The organism is Mesorhizobium sp. M8A.F.Ca.ET.161.01.1.1 (assembly GCF_004792105.1).
In the GTDB taxonomy this organism is placed as follows: Bacteria; Pseudomonadota; Alphaproteobacteria; order Rhizobiales; family Rhizobiaceae; genus Mesorhizobium.
Window position 1 is genome coordinate 555,288 of sequence record NZ_SRTD01000003.1, and the last position, 20,726, is coordinate 576,013.

At 64.1% G+C, this 20,726-nt stretch carries 17 protein-coding genes; 4 read left to right on the forward strand and 13 right to left on the reverse strand.

Features of this window, described 5'->3' with window-relative positions:
- Positions 1–2 precede the first annotated feature (2 nt).
- From EN804_RS11385 to EN804_RS11425, 9 genes are all read right to left on the reverse strand, one after another.
- The gene (locus tag EN804_RS11385) at positions 3–5,741 is read right to left on the reverse strand and encodes a HAMP domain-containing protein (RefSeq protein ID WP_189524488.1); all 5,739 of its coding nucleotides are present in this window, start codon (positions 5,739–5,741) and stop codon (positions 3–5) included.
- Between the two features lie 176 nt (positions 5,742–5,917).
- Positions 5,918–6,067 (reverse strand): hypothetical protein, encoded by a 150-nt coding sequence (locus EN804_RS11390; RefSeq protein ID WP_086081318.1) that lies wholly within the window; start codon positions 6,065–6,067, stop codon positions 5,918–5,920.
- Between the two features lie 56 nt (positions 6,068–6,123).
- Positions 6,124–6,408, reverse strand: coding sequence for a PRC-barrel domain containing protein (locus EN804_RS11395; protein ID WP_135916529.1), 285 nt, complete (start codon positions 6,406–6,408; stop codon positions 6,124–6,126).
- Between the two features lie 195 nt (positions 6,409–6,603).
- Positions 6,604–6,927: a DUF2934 domain-containing protein gene (locus EN804_RS11400; protein WP_135919424.1), complete on the reverse strand. Its 324-nt coding sequence runs from the start codon at positions 6,925–6,927 to the stop codon at positions 6,604–6,606.
- A gap of 119 nt (positions 6,928–7,046) precedes the next feature.
- The gene (locus EN804_RS11405; protein WP_135919425.1) at positions 7,047–7,643 is read right to left on the reverse strand and encodes a BA14K family protein; all 597 of its coding nucleotides are present in this window, start codon (positions 7,641–7,643) and stop codon (positions 7,047–7,049) included.
- Positions 7,644–7,748: 105 nt separating this feature from the next.
- A complete protein-coding gene (locus EN804_RS11410) occupies positions 7,749–8,270 on the reverse strand; it encodes a DoxX family protein (RefSeq protein ID WP_135919426.1) in 522 nt (173 codons plus the stop codon).
- A gap of 370 nt (positions 8,271–8,640) precedes the next feature.
- Complete coding sequence (locus tag EN804_RS11415) at positions 8,641–9,120, reverse strand: tetratricopeptide repeat protein (RefSeq protein WP_127278391.1); 480 nt, start codon at positions 9,118–9,120, stop codon at positions 8,641–8,643.
- A gap of 35 nt (positions 9,121–9,155) precedes the next feature.
- Positions 9,156–10,127 (reverse strand): MBL fold metallo-hydrolase, encoded by a 972-nt coding sequence (locus tag EN804_RS11420; protein ID WP_135919427.1) that lies wholly within the window; start codon positions 10,125–10,127, stop codon positions 9,156–9,158.
- A gap of 87 nt (positions 10,128–10,214) precedes the next feature.
- The gene (locus tag EN804_RS11425; RefSeq protein WP_135916526.1) at positions 10,215–10,460 is read right to left on the reverse strand and encodes a DUF680 domain-containing protein; all 246 of its coding nucleotides are present in this window, start codon (positions 10,458–10,460) and stop codon (positions 10,215–10,217) included.
- A gap of 605 nt (positions 10,461–11,065) precedes the next feature.
- Between EN804_RS11425 and EN804_RS11435 the strand changes: the two genes are divergently transcribed.
- From EN804_RS11435 to EN804_RS11445, 3 genes are read left to right on the forward strand one after another with little or no spacing between them, the layout of a single operon-like run.
- Positions 11,066–15,181, forward strand: a complete 4,116-nt coding sequence (locus tag EN804_RS11435) for a Pls/PosA family non-ribosomal peptide synthetase (RefSeq protein WP_189524489.1) — start codon at positions 11,066–11,068, stop codon at positions 15,179–15,181.
- Positions 15,178–15,654 carry a GNAT family N-acetyltransferase gene (locus EN804_RS11440; protein WP_135919430.1) on the forward strand — a complete coding sequence of 159 codons (477 nt, stop codon included), beginning with the start codon at positions 15,178–15,180 and terminating at the stop codon, positions 15,652–15,654. The genes EN804_RS11435 and EN804_RS11440 overlap by 4 nt, the downstream gene beginning before the upstream one ends.
- Positions 15,651–16,304 carry a 4'-phosphopantetheinyl transferase superfamily protein gene (locus tag EN804_RS11445; RefSeq protein ID WP_135919431.1) on the forward strand — a complete coding sequence of 218 codons (654 nt, stop codon included), beginning with the start codon at positions 15,651–15,653 and terminating at the stop codon, positions 16,302–16,304. The genes EN804_RS11440 and EN804_RS11445 overlap by 4 nt, the downstream gene beginning before the upstream one ends.
- 317 nt (positions 16,305–16,621) lie before the next feature.
- Here EN804_RS11445 and EN804_RS11455 read toward each other — a convergent pair whose 3' ends face one another.
- The 3 genes from EN804_RS11455 to EN804_RS11465 all read right to left on the reverse strand — a co-directional run bounded on the left by EN804_RS11455 (position 16,622) and on the right by EN804_RS11465 (position 19,109).
- Positions 16,622–17,761, reverse strand: coding sequence for a KamA family radical SAM protein (locus EN804_RS11455; RefSeq protein ID WP_135919432.1), 1,140 nt, complete (start codon positions 17,759–17,761; stop codon positions 16,622–16,624).
- A gap of 272 nt (positions 17,762–18,033) precedes the next feature.
- The gene (locus EN804_RS11460; RefSeq protein ID WP_135916522.1) at positions 18,034–18,930 is read right to left on the reverse strand and encodes an NmrA family NAD(P)-binding protein; all 897 of its coding nucleotides are present in this window, start codon (positions 18,928–18,930) and stop codon (positions 18,034–18,036) included.
- Positions 18,927–19,109, reverse strand: a complete 183-nt coding sequence (locus tag EN804_RS11465) for a DUF1127 domain-containing protein (protein WP_127278399.1) — start codon at positions 19,107–19,109, stop codon at positions 18,927–18,929. The genes EN804_RS11460 and EN804_RS11465 overlap by 4 nt, the downstream gene beginning before the upstream one ends.
- 213 nt (positions 19,110–19,322) lie before the next feature.
- Between EN804_RS11465 and EN804_RS11470 the strand changes: the two genes are divergently transcribed.
- Positions 19,323–20,249, forward strand: a complete 927-nt coding sequence (locus EN804_RS11470; protein WP_135919433.1) for a transcriptional regulator GcvA — start codon at positions 19,323–19,325, stop codon at positions 20,247–20,249.
- Positions 20,250–20,464: 215 nt separating this feature from the next.
- Here the strand turns inward: EN804_RS11470 and EN804_RS11475 are convergent, their stop codons facing one another.
- Complete coding sequence (locus tag EN804_RS11475) at positions 20,465–20,677, reverse strand: 4-oxalocrotonate tautomerase family protein (RefSeq protein ID WP_127277455.1); 213 nt, start codon at positions 20,675–20,677, stop codon at positions 20,465–20,467.
- Positions 20,678–20,726: the final 49 nt, after the last annotated feature.

The following is a 20,726-nucleotide window of genomic DNA, read 5'->3' on the forward strand; positions in this document are numbered from 1 at the left end:
GGCTAAATCTGCCGAGGCGCAATCAGATTGCGGTCACCATCGTCTATCCGGGATGTCCCTGCGCGCGAGCGCGAGCGGCCGACCCAAACCCGCAGCAGGGCCAGGAGCAGGTCGAGATCGACGGGCTTGGCGATGTAGTCGGACGCGCCGGCGTCCAGACATTTCTGGCGATCTCCTTTCATCGCTTTGGCTGTGACGGAAATCAGGGGAATGTGCGCGATCTTCGGCTGTGAGCGGATCCTGCGCATCGTCTCGTACCCATCCATCTCGGGCATCATGATATCGATCAGGGCGACATCGACGTCCGGCGCCTCTTCAAGCATGGCTATGCCGTCCCGCCCCCGCTCGGCATGCTGGACCTCGATACCGTAGGTCTCCAGCACGCTGGTCAGCGAATAGATGTTGCGAATGTCATCGTCGACGATGAGAACCCTGGCCCCAGCCAGATCGGCGTTGTCGAGTTGCTCGGACGCAGAGATCTCCTTGTCGGCCCTGTCGCCTGGAAGAGCCGCGGACATCAACAAGCCAAGCTGGGCAAAGTTGTCGGCACGCGGAACGTCGCTGAGGGGCGGATGCAAGGCGACCTGCTGCTGAAAGGCATCTGGATGGGGCGTGAAGAACAGCAGGCGCGGTACAGAATCGCCGAACTGAGACATGATCTCGTCGAGCATCTGGGCGTTGTCCTTGGCCGAACGGCCAAACCCGAACACCACGGCGTCATAGCCGGCAATACCGTTCCCGTCCGCGTTAGCCGCAACCCGGCCGATGGCGGTGACCGACGTGACGCCATCGCGAATGGCTTCGACCAGCGCCAGACGACGCTCGGAATCTGGATCGGCGACCAGCACCTTGCGCTGTATCCTGAGCGTCCTCGACTGAATGTCGTCGAAGACACGCGTAAGCTCGCCAGCGGACACCGGCTTGCTGGAAACGCTTGCGGCGCCACGGCGCGTGAGAAGCTCGATGTCCTCGGCCCCGGAGATAACGTGGATAGGTATGTTCCTGGTCTTCGGATCATGCCGTAAAAGGTCGAAAAGGACCCAGCCATCAATGTCCGAAAGGCCGAGATCGAGGGTGATCGCATCGGGCATGAGCTTGCGTGTAAGAGCCAGCGTTCCCGAGCCCGCCGTGGAAAGCACGCCTTTCAACCCCGCCGATCGCGCAAGACCAAGCAGCAGCCCGCCAAAAGTGGGGTCGTCCTCCACGATCAGCACCACCCTGTCCGACGGGTCGATCGAATCACGATCGTCGGCGAGTTCTGGCGTTCCCGCCGTGCTGGTAGCCGCAACGGACCCGGCAGCCGGCGAAAGCTCGATCTGCGGTACAACACTGCTGCTGCGGGGACCATCGAAGGGAATGACAAGCGTGAAGGTCGATCCCGTTCCAGGCTGGCTTTCGACACGCAACTCGCCGCCGAGGAGGCGGGCGATTTCCCGGCTGATCGAGAGGCCGAGGCCGGTGCCGCCATATTTGCGGCTGGTGGTCCCGTCGGCCTGTTGAAACGCCTCGAAGATCAGCTTTTGCTTGTCCTCCGGAATGCCGATGCCCGTGTCGGTGACGGCAATTGCCAGCGCCTTGGGTAGCGCTGTCGAGCCGTTCCCACGGCCGGTCCGCTCGGCATGGATGCTGAGCGTCACGTCGCCTTGGGACGTAAACTTGAACGCGTTGGACAAGAGATTGAGGACGATCTGCTGGAGCCGTTTTTCGTCCGTACGGATCGTTTCGGGCAGAGTCTGATCGATGTTGATCGTAAACCGCAGCCCCTTGTCGGCGGCCAGTTGCCGGAAGGTTCGCTCCATATGCTGACGCAGATGGGCGAGCGGCATGTCGTTGAGCTCGATCGAAACCGTGCCGGACTCGATTTTCGAAAGATCCAGTATGTCATTGATGAGGCTGAGCAAATCCGTGCCCGCCGAGTTGATCGTCCGCGCGAACTCGATCTGCTTGTCGTTCAGGTTGCCCTGCTGGTTGGTGGCGAGCAGGTTGGACAGGATCAACAGCGAATTCAGCGGGGTCCTCAGTTCGTGGCTCATATTCGCCAGGAATTCGGACTTGTACTTGGACGTCAGCGCCAGCTGTTCCGCCTTCTCCTCGAGTGCCCGTCTGGCCATTTCGATCTCGAGATTCTTGTTCTCGACCTGTTTTTTCTCATTTTCGAGGAGCTGCGCCTTCTCCTGCAATTCCTCGTTGGTGGCGTGAAGCTCTTCCTGTTTCTTGGTGAGCTCGGTCTGGCGCGACTGCAGTTCGGACGTCAAAAGCTGCGACTGCTTGAGAAGCCCTTCCGTGCGCATGGTCGCGGCGATCGTGTTGAGCACAATACCGACCGACTCCATCAATTGCTCGAGGAACAGGCGATGCGTGTCGCTGAAGCGGCTGAACGAAGCGAGCTCGATAACCGCCTTGACCTCTTCCTCGAACAATGCCGGCAGGACGATAGCGCTGGCCGGCGGTGCTTCGCCAAGGCCCGAGGTGATGCGCAGGAAGCTCGAAGGAACATCGTCGAGCATGATCGCCCGTTTGTCGGCTGCGCTTTGACCGATCAGACCTTCCCGGAAGTCCACACGCTGGCGGATCGCGGCTTTGCCTTCGGCGGCGTATGACGCGGCCAGTTCCAGATAGGATTCTTCCTCGTCGCGATTGGTCACGTAGAAAAGGCCGTACTGCGCGTTCACCAGCGGCGCGAGCTCCGAGATGATCATGCGCGACACCGTGGCCAGATCGCGCTCGCCCTGCAGCATGCGCGAGAACCGCGCGAGGTTGGTTTTCAGCCAATCCTGCTCGGCATTCTTGAGCGTCTGATCCTTCAGGTTGCGGATCATCTCGTTGATGTTGTCCTTGAGCGCCGCGACCTCCCCGGAAGCCTGGACGCTGATGGAACGGGTAAGATCACCCTTGGTGACCGCGGTCGAAACCTCGGCGATGGCCCGCACCTGGGTGGTCAGGTTCGCTGCCAGCTGATTGACGTTGTCGGTCAGGTCGCGCCACAGACCGGCGGCGCCCGGCACCCTGGCCTGGCCGCCGAGCTTGCCCTCGATACCGACCTCGCGTGCGACGTTGGTCACCTGATCGGCGAAGGTCGCAAGCGTTTCGATCATGCCGTTGATGGTGTCCGCCAGGGACGCGATCTCGCCCTTGGCATCCACGGCGAGTTTGCGCTTGAGATTTCCTTGTGCCACTGCGGTCACGACATCAGCGATGCCACGCACCTGGTTGGTCAGGTTGGTCGCCATGAGGTTGACGTTGTCGGTCAGGTCCTTCCATGTGCCGGCCACGCCCTCGACCTGTGCCTGGCCGCCGAGCTTGCCCTCGGTGCCGACCTCGCGCGCCACACGCGTCACCTCGCCGGCAAAGGAGTTGAGCTGGTCGACCATGGTGTTGATGGTGGACTTCAGCTCCAGGATCTCGCCCTTGACGTCGACGGTGATCTTCTTCGACAGATCGCCTCGCGCCACCGCGGTCGTCACATCGGCGATGTTGCGGACCTGGCCGGTAAGATTCTCGGCCATCGAATTGACGTTGTCGGTCAGGTCTTTCCAGGTGCCTGCGACACCGCGCACCTGTGCCTGGCCGCCAAGCTTCCCCTCGGTACCGACTTCGCGCGCGACACGCGTCACTTCCGAGGCGAACGAGTTGAGCTGATCCACCATCGTGTTGATGGTGTCCTTGAGTTCGAGAATTTCGCCGCGAACGTCGACCGTGATCTTCTTCGACAGGTCGCCCAGCGCAACGGCGGTCGTCACTTCCGCGATGTTGCGGACCTGGCCCGTCAGGTTGGCGGCCATGGCGTTGACATTGTCCGTCAGGTCCTTCCACGTGCCGGCGCCACCGCGTACCTGTGCCTGGCCGCCAAGCTTGCCGTCCGACCCCACTTCGCGGGCGACGCGCGTCACCTCGGATGCGAAGGAGTTCAGCTGGTCCACCATCGTGTTGATGACATCCTTGATCTGCAGAATCTCTCCCAATGCATCGACGGTGATTTTCTGGGTGAGATCGCCGGTGGCGATCGCGGTCGCGACCTTGGAGACATCGCGCAACTGCACGGTCAGGTTGCCGGCCATGGCATTGACGTTGTCGGTCAGGTCCTTCCAGGTGCCGCCGACCCCCTCGACATGGGCCTGACCGCCGAGTTTTCCCTCGGAGCCCACTTCGCGGGCGACGCGCGTGACTTCGGAGGCGAATGAGTTGAGCTGGTCCACCATCGTGTTGACGGTGTTCTTGAGCTCCAGGATTTCGCCCTTCACGTCGACTGTGATCTTCTTGGAAAGATCCCCGCGCGCAACGGCCGTGGTCACATCGGCAATGTTGCGCACTTGCCCGGTGAGATTGGCCGCCATCAGATTGACGTTGTCGGTCAGGTCCTTCCAGGTGCCTCCGACCCCTCGCACTTCTGCCTGGCCGCCCAGCTTTCCCTCGGTGCCGACTTCGCGCGCGACACGCGTCACCTCCGAGGCGAAGGAATTCAGCTGATCCACCATCGTGTTGATGGTGTTCTTGAGTTCCAGGATCTCGCCCTTCACGTCGACCGTGATCTTCTTCGACAGATCACCCAGAGCCACCGCGGTGGTCACTTCGGCGATGTTGCGCACCTGGCCGGTCAGGTTGGCCGCCATTGAATTGACGTTGTCGGTCAAATCTTTCCAGGTTCCGGCGACACCCCGCACCTGCGCCTGGCCGCCGAGCTTTCCCTCCGTCCCGACCTCGCGCGCAACGCGCGTCACCTCGCCGGCAAACGAGTTGAGCTGGTCGACCATCGTATTGATGGTGGACTTCAGCTCCAGAATCTCGCCCTTCACGTCGACGGTGATCTTCTTCGACAGGTCGCCGAGCGCCACCGCGGTCGTCACATCGGCGATATTGCGGACCTGGCCGGTCAAGTTGGCGGCCATCAGGTTCACGCTGTCCGTCAGGTCCTTCCAGGTGCCACCCACGCCCTCGACGCGGGCTTGGCCGCCGAGTTTCCCCTCGGTGCCGACTTCGCGCGCGACGCGCGTCACCTCGCCGGCAAACGAGTTGAGCTGGTCGACCATGGTGTTGATGGTCGACTTCAGCTCCAGGATCTCGCCCTTCACGTCGACGGTGATCTTCTTTGACAAGTCACCCGACGCGACGGCCGTAGTCACCTCCGCGATGTTGCGCACCTGGCTCGTCAGATTGGTCGCCATCGCGTTCACATTGTCGGTCAGATCCTTCCAGGTGCCTGCCACACCCTTGACCCGCGCCTGTCCACCAAGTTTGCCCTCGGTGCCGACCTCGCGCGCCACTCGTGTCACCTCCGAAGTGAACGAGGCGAGTTGCTCAACCATTGTGTTGACGATTTTGCCGATCCGCAGGAATTCGCCGCGCAGCGGCCTCCCGTCGATCTCCACCATCATGGTCTGGGACAGATCGCCCTTGGCAACGGCGCCGATGACCCGGGCAACCTCGGCGGTCGGCTGCACCATGTCCTCGATCAGGTCGTTGACCGACCGAACACTGGATTCCCAGCTGCCTTTGGCGTTCCTGACATGGCCGCGCTCGCTTATGCGCCCATCTTTGCCGACCACCCGGCTGAGCCGCGCGAATTCACGCGTCACCTGGTCATTGAGTTCGACAATTTGGTTGAACGTATCTGCGATTTCGCCGCTCAGCCCGTCATAGACGTTTTCGATGCGGACGGAAAAATCTCCGTTTCGAAATGCCTTGAGAGCGCTGAGTATTTGCCGAGAATCCAGATGTTCCTTTGGTAACCGAGATACGCCCAAAAACCCCTCCCCACGCGGACCCCATGGCCAGACCAAGCCGAAAGCCCAAACGCGCGGATGCTTTTTTTGTTCCACACGAGTTTCACGCCGCTTGGCGGCGTCGCAACGCTTTGGCCATAGCGCTTCTTGTCCACCGCCAATTGCAGCAACGAGACCGAGGCACGCCTCAGCATCCCTCAATGCCGCTTGAAATACTGCACCTCCTTCTCATGCTTCTCCGCCGCCTCGCGCGTATCAAACGTCCCCAAATTCCGCCGCTTCCCCGTCTTGTCGTCCTTCTTCCTCGAATAAAGCCGGTATTTTCCGTCTTTCAGCTTCCTGATCATCGGTCTCTCCCTTGGAAAAGACGAAGGGCCCGGCTGATGCCGAGCCCTTCTCATTGTCAGTCGCGGTGTTCGGGCATTTGTTTCAGCTGGTCCTTGGTCCAGCTGGTCACGGCGTGGATGTCGCCGTCCTCGTCGCGCATGAAATCGAGTTCGTTGGCCAGCACGGCCACGGGCTTGGCGCCGATGCCGAGGAAGCCGCCGACATCGATGACGACCTGGCCGGCATGCAGGTGGTCGACCGAGCCGATCTTCTCGTCGCCGGGGCCGTAGATGGTGGCGCCTTCGAGCGCATCCGGGGTCAGTTCGGCATTGGTCAGCCTGATGTGGTGGGTGTGGTCCATGGCCTGCATCTCCTGTTGGGTGGGCAGAAGGAACCTGCGAGACAGCCAAGGGTTCCGACATTGCCGTTGATGACGGGGCAGATGACGGAGGATAGCGCCCTACGGCTTCGCCCGGGTCATGGTTTCGCGCCGCCGGCTCGATGATTCATCTTCTCATCGAACCGCGCCAACGCATTGTTTCGAAAGGCCTTGCGTTCAGCGCCCGCGCTTCGCCTTGAGGCCGCGCGCGGCCTGCTCGATCGCGACGCGATCGGTGCCGAGCCTGTCGATCAGCGCCTGCGCCTCGTCGCCCGATATGCCGGTACGGGCCGCCAGCGCTTCGACCTGCAGCACGTCCGTGCCGGCGATCTCGCCGGTTTGCGGCAGCGCATCGTCGGCCGTCAGCGGCAGGGCGGCTTCCCTGTCGATCTCCATCTCAGCCTGGCGCCAGTGCCGGTCATGGTCGCCATGGCCGCCGCCTTCGCGCTGCCAGATCTCGTAGGCGCGGTCGCGGATCTTGTCGTCGCGGTCGTCGTTCATGTCAGTTCTCCCTTGGTGTGAGGGATGAACGCCGCGCCGGTGCGAACGATCCAAAAAATTTGCGTGATTGTCGGGATCACAAGCCGCGCCCTTCAGCCAGGCTTACCCGGCAACCGGCGCTACTCGCACTGGCGCCTGGGTCCGCCGGAATAGGGCTGGTAGCTGTTGTCTTCGGGCCGGTAGGAGCGATAGCGGCTGAAGCAGGAATCGACATGGTCGGCCGAAAGCCCCGTCGTCGCGGCCGAAGCGGCGTCGCCCGAGACATAGCTGACTTCGGCCGTAGGCTGCGCGCCCTGCTCGGCGCCGGCGTCGAGATAGGGCGAGACGCAGGGGCGCATCCGCCCGCTATAAGACATATAGGTGTTGTCGTCGGGATGGTAGGAGCGGTAATGGCTGGCGCACCATTTGACATGCGGCCCCGGCAGTTCGGCCGCTCCAGCCGAAGGCGCGATCGAGCTGGTCGCGGTCGGGTCGGGCGCCTGCTCCCTGGCGGCGATGTCGGGCGCCGCGGGCTGGTCGGCCGGCAGGCGTTCCAGGTTCTGCGCCGTCTTGTTCACCGGCCGCGCGTCCCTGGTCCACAACTCCGCGACGCTGACGGTCCGCCTTGCCTCATGCGGAGACTTGGCGGCAAGCAGCCAGGCGGCAAAGCCCAGCCCGCTGCCGAAGACCGCAAGGGTCAAAACAAAGCCGCCCACCAGTGCCAAAATCGCTTTCACGTCACGCTCCTTGAGCCCCTGCTTATAGAATGCGGAGCATCGAGGCTGGTTCCAGCACAGTGCGTGCAAGCGTGCGTAGGCGGGGCGCGCGGGCTCGGTTCCTCCTCAAACCGGCAGCCGCACCTCCACGGAAAACTGGTTCTCCACCGCCAGCAGCGCCGCCACCATCTCCTTGTCGCGCTGGCGCTGCCGGAGATAGCCGGCCAACAACCAGTCCACCGAGAACCTGCCGGCGCCGGCAGCGGCCAGCACGAACATGCCGCCTGATATGGCCAGATCCTTTTCGAAATGCAGCAATTCGTTCTGGCTGGCGAAATTGGTGTGGAACAGCATGGCCGTGGCCAGGCAAAACAGGCCGAGCCCGATGGCGCCAAGCCGCGTCAGCAGGCCTGTCGCGATGGAAAGCCCCGCCCCCAATTGCAGCGCCACGGTGGCGATGAACAACGGCAGGCCGACGCCAAGGGCCGCCATAGCCTTGGCGGCGCCCTCGAAATGGCTGGCGAGCGTGGCGCCCTCATGCAGGAAGATGAGGGACAAAAGCAGGCGGCCGGCAAGCAGCGCCGCGTCCCGTAGGTACAGTCTGGCGGCGAGGCCGGTGAGCTTCGCGGCGCGTTCGTTCAGGGTCATGGTCGGGCTCCAGTGTCTTGACACCGTGCAGGCGTCGTCCGCGCGTGGGGATCGCGCGCGAATGTGTGAGGCTCGAAAGGGCCGGAGCCGGCTCGAGGGAGAGGCGCCGGCTCCGGCAATGGGCGCCAGCCACGAGCGCCCGAACTTTGGTGGGTTGGGGGATGGGTTAGCGCCAAGGCCCCCTCTCCGTCTCGGCTTCGCCGAGCCACCTCCCCCCGCTTCGCGGGGGCGAGGAAATCCTAGCTGCCGAGGTCGCGGCTTTGGAGAGCTTGGGTTCCTCGCCCCCATGGAATGGGGGAGAGGTGGCCGCGAAGCGGTCGGAGCGGGGGCTGCGCTGGCCTTCGCGAGCAAGGGAACCGCCTTGCCCGCCCTACTTCGTCACCTTGGTGTCGATGGCCTTCTGCAAATCGGCAAGCTCGTCGCAGCCGGCGGGGCACAGCTTCTGCAGCGAGGCCAGTTGCTCCTGAGCCTTGGCCATGTCGCCGGTCTCGACATAGAGCTCGCCCAGATATTCGCGGGCGGCCTTGTGGTCGGGCTTCAGCTCCAGCGCCTTGTTGTAGTAGGTCAGCGCGGTGGTGGGGTCGCCGGTCTTGCGCAGCGTGAAGCCAAGCAGATTGTAGACGTCGGCCTGCTGGTTGTCCTGCGCGAGGTCACGCAAATCCTCCAGCGCGCCCTTGTAGTCCTTGGCGTCGATCTTGGCCTTGACGGCGGTGAGGTCTGGCGCGTCGGCGCCTTCGATGTCGTCGACCGCATAGGCCGGCATGATCGTGGCGACGGGAACGACGGTCAGCACGGCAATGGCGCCGAGCAGGCCGTAGAGGGCGTGCTTGCCCAGATAGGATTGTTTCATTGTCTGTCTCGCTTGTCTGGATTGGGAGCTGACGCTCAAATTTCGACCGGAGTGAAGCCATAGGCATTGCCGTCCTTGACGAAGACGCCGGTGCCCGGGAACGGGAAGTGCGAACCGGAAATGCGGATGTTGTCCGCGATCACCCGGTCGATGATCTTGTGGCGTGTGGTGATTGCGGTGGCCCCATCCTGGTCGTAAGCGCCTTGCCATTCCGGATGCGGCGCCAGCAAAGCCGGCACATACATGGTGTCGGCCGAGATCATCAGCTGCTCCTTGCCGGAGTTGGCGAGATACACCGAGTGGCCGGGCGTGTGGCCGGGTGCGGCGATGATCTGGATGCCGGGCACCACCTCGGCGCCGTCCTGAACCAGCTTCCAGTTCTTCCATTTCGGGAAGTTCTCGGCGATGCGCTTGCCCGCCGGCTTGCGGCCCTCGGGCAGCTTGGCCAGCCGGCTCGGGTCGGTCCACCAGTTGTATTCGGTGGCGTTGACGATCAGCTCGGCATTGGGGAACACCGGCGTGTTGGTACCCTTCTCCATCAGGCCCCAGACATGGTCGGGGTGGAAATGCGAGATCATGATGGTGTCGATCGCCTTGTAGTCGATGCCGGCGGCGGCCATGTTGGCCGGCAGATGCGTGGCGTTGGCCTGCCACTGGCCGACGCCGGAGCCTGCATCCATCATGATCAGCTTGCCGCCCATCTTGAGCACCACGACGGTGAGCGGAATGGGCATGAAGTCGGTGGTCAGACCCGCCTTGGCGAGTGCGGCCTTGGTGTCGTCTACCGAGACATTCTTGATGAAGGCCGGATCGTGCGGCTTCTTCCAGATGCCGTCATAGATGGCGGTGACCTCGATGTCGCCGACCGTGTATTTGTAGAAGCCGATGGTCGGCTCCACCGGCGTCTGCGCGAAAGCGGGGCGGGTGAATTCAAGCTTGCCGGCGAGGCCGAAGGCAGCGGCGGCAGTGGCGGTTCCGAGCAGTGTGCGGCGTGTCATGCTGAACATGGTGGTTCTCCTCTGTTGAGTGGTGGCTAAAGGCACGTCTTGGAATGACGGAGGGCCAAGCCCCTGGGATGTTCGAAGACCGAGCGCTCAGTTGCCCCAGATGCCCTCGTCATTGTGCCGGTTGATCATGTCCTGCACCGACTCCTGCTTCGGCCCGGTCGTCACCTTGGTGTCGACGCCATGGGTACGTGCCGTGTAAGGGATCGAAGCGGTCGCGTTGGTGTCGACCGGAGCGGCCGGCTGGTTGGAATTGTTGGCGCCATGGTCGCTGCCGGCAAAGGCGGAACTCGAGGCAAGCAACATCGCGGCCACGCTGAGAGCGAGCTTGGTCATTTCGCTAAATCCTTGTTTCGTTTCTTCGCGTCGCGGGCCGATTTGCCCCGCTGATGACAAGACCCGGAAGGGCCGCGCTTTATTCCCGGGCGCCGAAAGATTTTTTTCAAAAAGCCGGAAAACCGGCGGTTGCGGGCATGCGCAGGCCCACCCAGACACAATCCAGAAACAAGATTCAACAGTTCAGAAAAACTGGCGAAAAGATCGGATGGCATATCAATCCCTCAACGGCCGGAAATCTGGCCGCCGCACAGGCGCACGGGGTTGGGTACGGGCAATGCAACGAGGTTCGGACGGATCGATGGGTGCCCTTCCCGGCATGTCGCTCGCCGCCGGCAGCGCCCCGGCGACGCCCCGCGTCCATGCTCCCGAACATGTGAAGAGGGAGCGGCCGATTCCGTGATAACCGCGCGGCCAAAGAGGGACCCGGCGGTCAGCGATCGCCGGTCGGAATTCCGGAATCTTCCGTTTTGGAGGCTTCGGTCATTCCACCTCCATCAACAACGATCAAATTGCAGCGGCGGCACAGCCGACAATGCCTGCTCGAGCGGCGGCATGACCGAGATGTGCCCGTGACGGCTTGGCCAGGACGAGAAAGTTTGGAAATGGACCACGGTATTGATATCGCCGAACTGGACAGGGAAGCGGCAAGATCGGGCGGAGAGCCCGGGACCAGCCGCGACAGCGTCCATGCACCTGCGGAAATTGCCCTCGGAGCGCGCCGCCAGGTCCTGGCAGGCGCCGATTTTGCCCGGGCGGGTCAGTCGGACGAGCGGCTCGACAAGGTCTTCGAGCAACTCGCCGAAACATTTGCCACGCTGCCGGCGGTGATCTCCGAGGGCCGCGCCTGGACCTATCAGGAGCTGGACAGCAGAGCCAACCAGTTCGCCCGCCTGCTGGTCAAGCGCGGCGTGCGGCCGGGCGACCGCGTCGGGCTGATCCTCGACCGGTCCGCGGAAACCTATGTAGCCCTGCTCGCCGTGGTGAAGGCGGGCGCCGCCTTCGTGCCGCTGGCCACCGCCTTTCCGCAGGAGCGCATGGCGCTCATCATCGAGGACGCCAGCGTCAGCCTGGTCGTCACCATCGCCACCTATGCATCGCGGGCCGGCGAGTTGCCGGTTCCGCATCTGTTGATCGACAGCGCCGCCGCCGAAATATCCGCCCAGTCCAGCGCGCCGCTAAAGCCGCACAAGGCATCGGCCGCCACTGCGATCGAAGACATCTGCTACATCCTCTATACGTCGGGCACGACCGGCAGGCCCAAGGGCGTGGCCATCCGCCACCAGAGCTTCGTCAACTTCATCCGCGTCGCCGCCGCGTCCTACGGCTACCGGCCGGGCGATCGCGTCTACCAGGGCATGACCATCGCCTTCGACTTTTCCTCCGAAGAGATCTGGGTGCCGTTCGTCGCCGGCGCGACCGTCGTGCCGGCCCCGGGCCAGATGCCATTGGTGGGCGAAGAGCTCGCCGATTTCCTGCGCCATCACGACATCACCTGCATGGCCTGCAGCCCGACGCTTCTGTCGTCCATGACATCGGATGTGCCCAGCCTGCGCACGCTGCTGGTCGGCGGCGAGGCCTGCCCGCACAATCTGGTGGTGCGCTGGTCGAAGCCCGGCCGGCAGATCCTCAACACCTATGGCCCGACAGAGGCGACCGTCACGGCAACCATGGGTGCGCTGACGCCGGACCGGCCGGTGACCATCGGCGCGCCGCTGCCCACCTATTCGATCGTCATTCTCGACCCTTCGCTGCCGCAACTTGCCGAGCCTGGTGAACTGGGCGAGATCGGCATTGCCGGCATCGGGCTGGCGGTCGGCTATCTCAACCGGCAGGACCTGACCGAACAGAAGTTCATCGCCGACTTCCTCGGCCTGCCGAACAACCCGTCGAAGCGCATCTACCGCACCGGCGACCTTGGCCGGATCAATAACGCCGGCGAGATCGAGTATGCCGGGCGCATCGACACCCAGGTCAAGATCCGCGGCTATCGCATCGAACTCGGCGAGATCGAGGCCGTGCTTTTGGACCAGCCGGAGATCGCGCAGGCCGCCGTCACCACCTGGGAGATCGAGCCCGGCCGCGTCGAGCTCGTTGCCTATTACGCGCCCAAGGCCGGCCAGCCGGCGCTCTCGCGCGCCGACATTGCCCAGACGATGAAGCGGCGGCTGCCGGACTACATGGTGCCCTCCTATCTGGAGGAACTGCCGGCGATCCCGATGACGGTCTCCAACAAGGTCGATCTTCGCCAGTTGCCCAAGCCGACCAGCGTCCGGCTTTCGGCCGACCGCGCCATGGTGGCGCCCGGCAATGACGACGAGCGGTTCCTGGCCGACGCGCTATGCACCGTGCTGAAGTTCGAGGAGGTGTCCGTCGAGGACAATTTCTTCGACGATCTCGGCGCCAACTCGCTGCTCATGGCGCATTTCTGCGCTCGCGTGCGCACCCGCAAGGAATGGGCGACGACGTCGATGCGCGACATCTATCTCTATCCGACCGTGGCGCGCCTGGCCAAGCACCTGAGCGCGGCGGAAGAGCTGACGAGCGCCACCAACGAGCCCGTTCTCACCCGCCAGGCGTCCAATCTCGTCTACTGGACCTGCGGCGCGGCGCAGCTACTGTTTTACGCGCTCTACAGCTACGTGGCGCTGTGGGCGATCAATGACGGCCTGAACTGGGTCTATGACGCGCTCGACGAGCCGCTGCAGCTCTACATCAGGTGCGTGGTGCTCTCGGCCGGTGTGTTCTTCGGCATGTCGGGCTTTGCCGTTGTCGCCAAATGGGTGCTCGTCGGCCGCTGGAAGGCGGAAGCGTTCCCGATCTGGGGCCTGCGCTACTATCGTTTCTGGGTGGTGAAAACCTTGATCCGCACGGCACCTGTCGTGCTGTTCCGCGGCAGCCCGCTCTACAGCCTTTACCTGCAGCTTCTGGGAACCAGGATCGGCAAGAACGTGGTCATCGAATCCCGCGCCGTGCCCGTGTGCACGGACCTGATTTCGATCGGCGACCGAACCATCCTGCGCAAGGAATCGCTGATCCTCGGCTATCGCGCCCAGGCCGGCTATATCCACACCGGGCCGCTGGCCATCGGCCGCGATGCCTTCGTCGGCGTCGGCTGCACGCTCGACATCGACACCGCGATCGGCGATGGCGGCCAGCTCGGCCATTCCTCCTCGCTGCAGCGCGGGCAAAGCATCCCGGACGGCGAACACTGGCATGGATCGCCGGCGGTGCCGACCACGGCGGACTATTGCAAGGTGCGCAACGTCAATCCTCCCCGCATCCGTCGCTTCCTCTACGAAGCCGTGCAACTGATAGGGCTGTTTGCCATCATCACCCCGCTGCCGCTTCTGTTCCACAGCTATTGGGAGAATGTCGGCGACGACTATCAGGAGACGATCGGCATTGTGGCGATCGGCACGACGGTCACGCTTTTCGGCTACATCGCCGTCGCCTTCCTCGCCGCCACGCTGGTGCCGCGCCTGTTCAGCCTGATCCTGAAACCCGGCCGCACCTACACGCTTTACGGCTTCCGCTACTGGCTGCAGACGGTTGCCGAGTTCTCGAGCAACTCCCGCGTGCTCGGGCTGCTGTTCGGCGACAGCTCGGCCATCGTCCATTACATGAGCGCCATCGGCTGGAACCTCAACAAGGTGGTGCAGACCGGCTCCAATTTCGGCTCCAACCAGCAGCACGAAAACCCGCTCCTGTGCGAGATCGGCACTCAGACCATGGTGTCGGACGGGCTTTTCATGATCAACATGCACAAATCCGCTTCCGCGTTCCGGCTCGAGCCGACGCGGATCGGCGAGCGCAACTATTTCGGCAACAACATCTACTATCCGCCGGACGGACGCACGGGCGACAACGTCCTGCTCGGCACCAAGGTGATGGTCCCAATCGACGGGCCTTTGCGCGAGAATGTCGGCCTTCTGGGCTCGCCGCCCTTTGAAATCCCGCGCATGGTGAACCGCGACAAGGAACTCATCGCCGGCATCGACGAGGAAGACCGGCTGAAGCGCATTCCGCTCAAGAACCGTCACAATCTGGTGACGATCCTCCTGTTCATCGCCACGCAGTGGGTCATGCTGTTCGCCACGCTGGCGATCTGGGACCGGGCGCTGAACTACTACACCGAATGGGCGGAGATCGCGCTCTTCGTGGCGGTGCTTTTGACCTCGGCCATCACCATTCCGTTCTACATCTTCGTCGAGCGGGCAAGCCTTGGTTTTCGCAAGCTGAAGCCGCAGATGACGACGATCTACGACGTCACCTTCTGGCGCCATGAGCGCCACTGGAAGCTGGCGGATTCGCCCATCGTGCGCCTGTTCGCCGGCACGCCGTTCCGGCCGATGATCCTGCGCATGCTGGGCGTCAAAGTGGGCAAGCGCGTCTATGACGGCGGCGCCAATTTGACCGAGCGCTCGCTGGTGGAGATCGGCGACGACGTCACGCTTAACGAAGGCTGCGTCATCCAGGCCCATTCGCTGGAGGAAGGCGCGTTCAAGTCCGACTTCATCCGCATCGGCGATGGCTGCACGCTCGGGCCGTCCGCCTTCGTCCACTACGGCGTCGTGATGGGCAAGGGATCGATGGTCGATGCCGATTCCTTCGTGATGAAGGGCGAAGAGCTGGAGCCCAACTCCATCTGGCGCGGCAACCCGGCCAAGCTGCACCGGTTCGTCGAGCCGGTCAGCGAGGGCTCCGGGGCATCTTCTTGACGGACCGCGCGCCTGGCGCCGTGGACATCCGTATCGAGCCGGTGACCAAGGCCAATCGAGCCCTGGTCACGGCTCTGCGACTGGCTCCGGAGCAGGTGGACTTCGTCGCCGGCAATGCGGACTCGCTGCGCGAAGCCCGGTCCGATCGGGACGCGCGGCCGCGCGCCGTGATGGCCGGGGACCAGCTTGTCGGATTCCTGATGTACGATGCGCCACGCGACGATGACGAGGCCCGCATCTACCGCTTCATGGTCGACCGCGCCTGGCAGGGCCGTGGCTATGGCAAGGCCGCGCTGCGGGCGGTGTTGGAGGAAATCCAAGGGCTCGGCCACGTCAGGCACGTGTCGATCTGCTACGAACCGGAGAACGAGGCGGCGCGGCGGCTCTATCGCAGCGCCGGTTTCGTCGAAGAGGGGATCGACGAGGACGGGGAAATGATCGCCGATCTCGTCCTGGCGCCCGCCGACCGATGACGCCGTCAGTCGATCCGTCCGAGGAAATCGCCCTGGCGCGCGCCATGGCCGCCATGGCCCCGGCCGGGGTCCGCACCGGCTGCCGGATCATCCGCGAAGGCGACGAGACCCATCTGTTGTCGGCGGAGGCAGGTTCCATCCCCGCCCGCCAGCCCGCCATGCGGCGGGCCAGCGGCGCGGCGCGCTGGATCGCGCACCGGCTGCTGGCGGATGCCGGCTTCGACGGTTTCGCCCTCTTGCGCACGCCCTCCGGTGCGCCCGCCTGGCCGCAGGGGATAACCGGCTCGCTCGCCCATGACGACGACATGGCCGTGGCAGCGGTCGCTCCTGTTGCCGGCATCGGCTCGCTGGGTATCGATGTCGAACCGGCGCTGCCCCTGCCCGATGAGATTTCCGCCCTCGTTGCCATGCCCGCCGACCGGACGGGTACCGCCGACCGGCAGCTTGCCGGCCGCGTCCTCTTCGCCGCCAAGGAAGCGGTCTACAAGGCTGCCTATCCGCTGGACCGCGAGGTGCTGGGCTATGAGGACATCGTCGTCGACCTCGAGACTGGCCACGCGACGACGAGGACCGGCCGCAAGGCGCGGCTCGCATACTGCGTTGCCCCGCGCGTGGCCGTGCTGGCGTTTGTCGACGGTGATGGGGTTTAGGGTCAGCCCGACTATTCCTGCTGCGTTACGACATCATGAGTTTCCGGCCGAATGCAGCAATCTTTGGCGTCAGCGCCGCCCCTCACTGTCCTGCCGGACATCTCTCCCCGTATAGTGACGGGGAGAGAGGACCGGCCGCAACGCCGGTGGTTTTCCTGCAACGCATGAGATTGGCGAAATCGGCGACGGTAGCGCCCCTCTCCCCGTCACTATACGGGGAGAGGATGCCGGCAGGCAGGTGAGGGGCGGCGCGGACGCTGGCCATTATGAAATAGTCGCCATGACGCGTGGGATATCCTTCGGAAAGCACTCTGGCCTCACGAGCCGGCAGTCGGGTTCTTCGAAGACAGATCGTGCCCTGCGCCGACCACCTCCCGGTAGGCCCTCACCTTCCCATCCAGCCCGCGTATGCGCCAGCTTTCCCCGTCCTGTCCCTCGATAGGACAAGGTCCGAGCGGCACCTTGCCGCCGCCTTCCGGAAGATCCAGCACATAGACCGGATTGCAGATGCCCGAGAGCCGCGCCCGCAGCGCTTCCACCAGCGCCTGGCCGTGCTCGATCGTGGTGCGCCGGTGCGCCATGCCACGCGCGAGGTCGCCATGGTGCAGGTAATAGGGTTTGACGCCCAGCCGGTACATCAGCTCGCGGCAGAGCTCTTCCAGCGCCTCGACCGTGTCGTTGACGCCCTTCAGCAGAACGCTCTGGTTGAGCAGCACGAAACCGGCCTGTCGCAAGGTGCGGCAAGCCGCTTCGGCGGCATCGGTGATCTCGCGCGCGTGGTTGAAGTGGGTGACCACCGTCACCATCAGCCGACCCTGCAGCGCCGCGACCAGCCCTGGCGTGATGCGTGAAGGCAGCGCCACCGGCACGCGCGTGTGGATGCGCAACAGCCGCACATGGGGGATAGTCTCGACACGGACGCGGATTTCGGCAAGTGCCTTATCCGGCAGCGACAGCGGATCGCCGCCGGTCAGGATCACTTCGCGGATTTCGGGGTGGTCCGCTATATAGGCCAGCGCCGGCTCCAGCGCCTCGCGCGTATAGCCACGGCCGATCGAGGTCAGCGATTCCTTGCGGAAGCAGAACCGGCAATAGACCGCGCATTGATAGGTCGGGAACAACAGCACCCGGTCGGCATGGCGATGCGTCAATCGCGGCACCGGGCTGAATTCATGATCGGCGATCGGATCGCCGAGCTCGCCCTCGGCCTCCTCCAATTCCCCAGGCGACGGGATCACCTGGGCCCGGATCGGATCGGCCGGATCGTTCCAGTCGATCAGGTCGAGATAGCTTTTTGGCGCGCGCACCTTGTGCAGCGTGGCGGCAGCCTGCGCGGCTTCGCGTTCGGCCGGCGAGAGCGGCAGGGAAGCGAGGTCGCGCACATGGCGGACGCCGGCGCGGACGTCATCCTGCCAGGCGGTGTCGGGAGCGCGGGTTGTATCTCTGAGGTTGGGCATTAGCAGGTCTCGGGCTGTTCGCGCGGACCTATCGGCTGGATGGGCTGTTGGGTCAACCGCCGCGCTCTACGGCGCCCCCTCTGTCCTGCCGGACATCTCCCCCCTCGAGGGGGGAGATTGGCAGTTCAGACGCCGGCTCTCCCTTTATAGCTTTATAGCTTTGGAGATTGGCGAAAGCGGTCGCGACATCCGATCTCCCCCCACGTGGGGGAGATGTCCGGCAGGACAGAGGGGGCGCCGGAGAGAGCCGACTTTGCCAAGAACCCTAACCTTCACAACCTCCGCCCACCCGCGCCGGCCATCGCCACAAAAGCGCTCTCAATGCTTTCAAACCTCAGCTCCGGGTAAAGCGCGCCCGCTTCCGGAGTGGCCGTCTCGAGCGCGGTCTCGCCACGGAGCCAGAACGCCCGCAGCAATCCAAGGCCGGGAACCGCCGCGATCATCGCCTCCAACTCATCGGCGCTCATCTGCTTGACGCGCGGCGAGCGGCCACTCACCCGGCGCCACAGCTCGATCATCGCGCTCTGCGTGATCTTGTTCTGCGCGATGCGGATTTCGCTGCGAACAGCATCGGGATCCTCCAGCGCGCGCATTGTGACGGCGGCGATATCCTTCTCGCTGACAAACGTCGCCGGCACATTGCCGTCGCCATAGAGCGTCACCTCGTCGGGCGGCAGCGGCGAGGAGCCGAAGCGCGTCAGGTCTCCCAGGGTCGCCACCCAGGTCGAGAAGAAGCCGTTGGTGTAGATCACCGTATAGGGCAGGTCGGCCTCCCGGACCGCGTCGAAGACGGCCCGCTTGATGTCGAGCGGTTCGATCGAGCCGGGCGCGGCGGCGGCGAAGTCGAGGCCGAAGCCGGCGGACGGCACATAGCGGGAGACGCCGGCATCCCTGACGGCGCGCACCAGCGTCATCTCGCTGGCCGAGCCGACATGCACCGAGCTGATGACGCGATCGACCTTGCCGACGGCGCGCACAAGGCTGTCATAGTCGTCGAGATCGCCGACATGCACCGTGGCGCCGAGCTCCTTCAGCGGGCGCATCCGCTCTCCATTGGCTGATGTTGCCGGCCGGACGAGTACATGCAAGCTGTCGCCATTGCGCGCGCTGGCCTTCGCCATCTCGCTGCCGAGAAGCCCGGTCGCGCCGATGATCAACGTGCTGGTCATATCGCCCTCCCATTGCCGAGAATTGAACCGTCCCAGTCGCGTTCAAGGCCGATGTCATGCAAACGGCGGTCGGAAAGCCGGGAAACCTTGCGCAATGTGCGGCGGCGCTCGAACGCTGCCGCGCTTCGCATGGCAAGGCCGCTCACCGCGGCAGTGATGGGTCCAAGGGTCAGGTTCATGTTCGTCTCCTGTGTTCTAGCGGGCGCGAGAATGCCGATGTCGCCCACCGGGCGAGCATGACGATTGCTCACACTTGTCTGGTCAATTCAGCGCATCGATAAACCGGAAGTCCGGTGTGGATGCTTGGTATGCCTGAATATTGGGCGGTTTCGGGCTGGACGACAAACGACTCTTTGTGCAGGATTTGTGAGCAACGCTCACAGGTGGAACCCATGCCGCGCAGATTGCCGCCCCTCACCGCCTTGCCCGCCTTCGACGCGGCCGCCAGGCATTTGAGCTTCTCCAAGGCGGCGCAAGAGCTCAACCTCACCCATGGCGCCGTCAGCCGCGCCATCCGCAACATCGAGGACAGGCTGGGCATCCAGCTCTTCGATCGCGGCACGCGCTCCGTGCGGCTGACCGCTGTCGGCACGGCCTATGCGGCGGAGGTCGGCAAGGCGCTCGACCAGATCGCCGCCGCCACCATCGCGGCCATGCCCGACCGCTCGACGCGCATCCTGAACGTCAGCACGTCGGACGGCTTTGCCGGCCGCTGGCTGGTGCCGAGGCTGCACCGCTTCCATCGCGCCAATCCCGACATCGACGTGCGGCTGGCGACTTCGGGTGTGCTGGCCGATTTCGTCAGCGACGGCATCGACATATCCATCCGCTACGGCCGCGGCGGCTATACCGGGGTGACGGCGGAATTCCTCGCCGACGAGGAGGTCTTCCCGGTCTGCAGCCCGGAACTGCTGCAAGGCGAGCACCCGCTGCGGCAGCCCGGGGATTTGAGGCATCACAAGCTGATCCACGACGCCTTCCGCATCGACTGGGCGACATGGCTTGAACAGGCCGGCGTCGAAGGCATCGACCCCAAACGCGGCGTGCGCTTCGATTCCGCCACCTTCGCCGTCGAGGCCGCCGTGCATGGCGAAGGCGTGCTGCTCGGCCGCAGCGCGCTGGTCTCGGCCGACCTCGCGGCCGGGCGGCTGGTGCGACCCTTCGACCTCGCGCTGAAATCAGCGGCCAGCTACTACGTCGTCTATCCCGAAGGCGCGCTGCGCCAGAAAAAAGTCAGGGCGTTCCGCGACTGGCTGTTCGCCGAGATCGCGGCCGACTGGGTCAGCGCGCCCAAGAGCCAGGCGCCCGAAGCCAGCTGAGCGCATCCGGTTCCATCGATTGATCAGGCGCCAGGCCGAAGCGAGACAGGTGGACAACTCGGGGCTGCCCACCTGGCCCCCGCCGCGAATGCATGCCGCCCCAAAGGGGGCATCGGTTTTTCGGGAACCGACATGCATTGAAAGGCCCGCGGACAGAGTGGACGTTGGCGTTCGCGGCGACCAGTCGTCATATGACGGGTATCGCGTTCGAAGGCCTATTCCTCGGCGCGAAAAGCTTCCGGCACGATGAACACCTCGTCGGCGCGACCATAGCCGCCGTCGGCGACTTCCTCCACCAGCACCATCGTGTAGGGCCGCACGCCCTCGCCGAAGAAGTCGACGAACATGGCTGTCGTGCGATGGATGAGGTCTTCCTTCTGCGCCTTGGAGAGTGCCGCCTGCGGCATCTTGATATTGGCGAATGGCATTGTCTGTTCCTTGTTTCTGGAGGTTGGCTTCAGGGTTCGGGGATGGAGC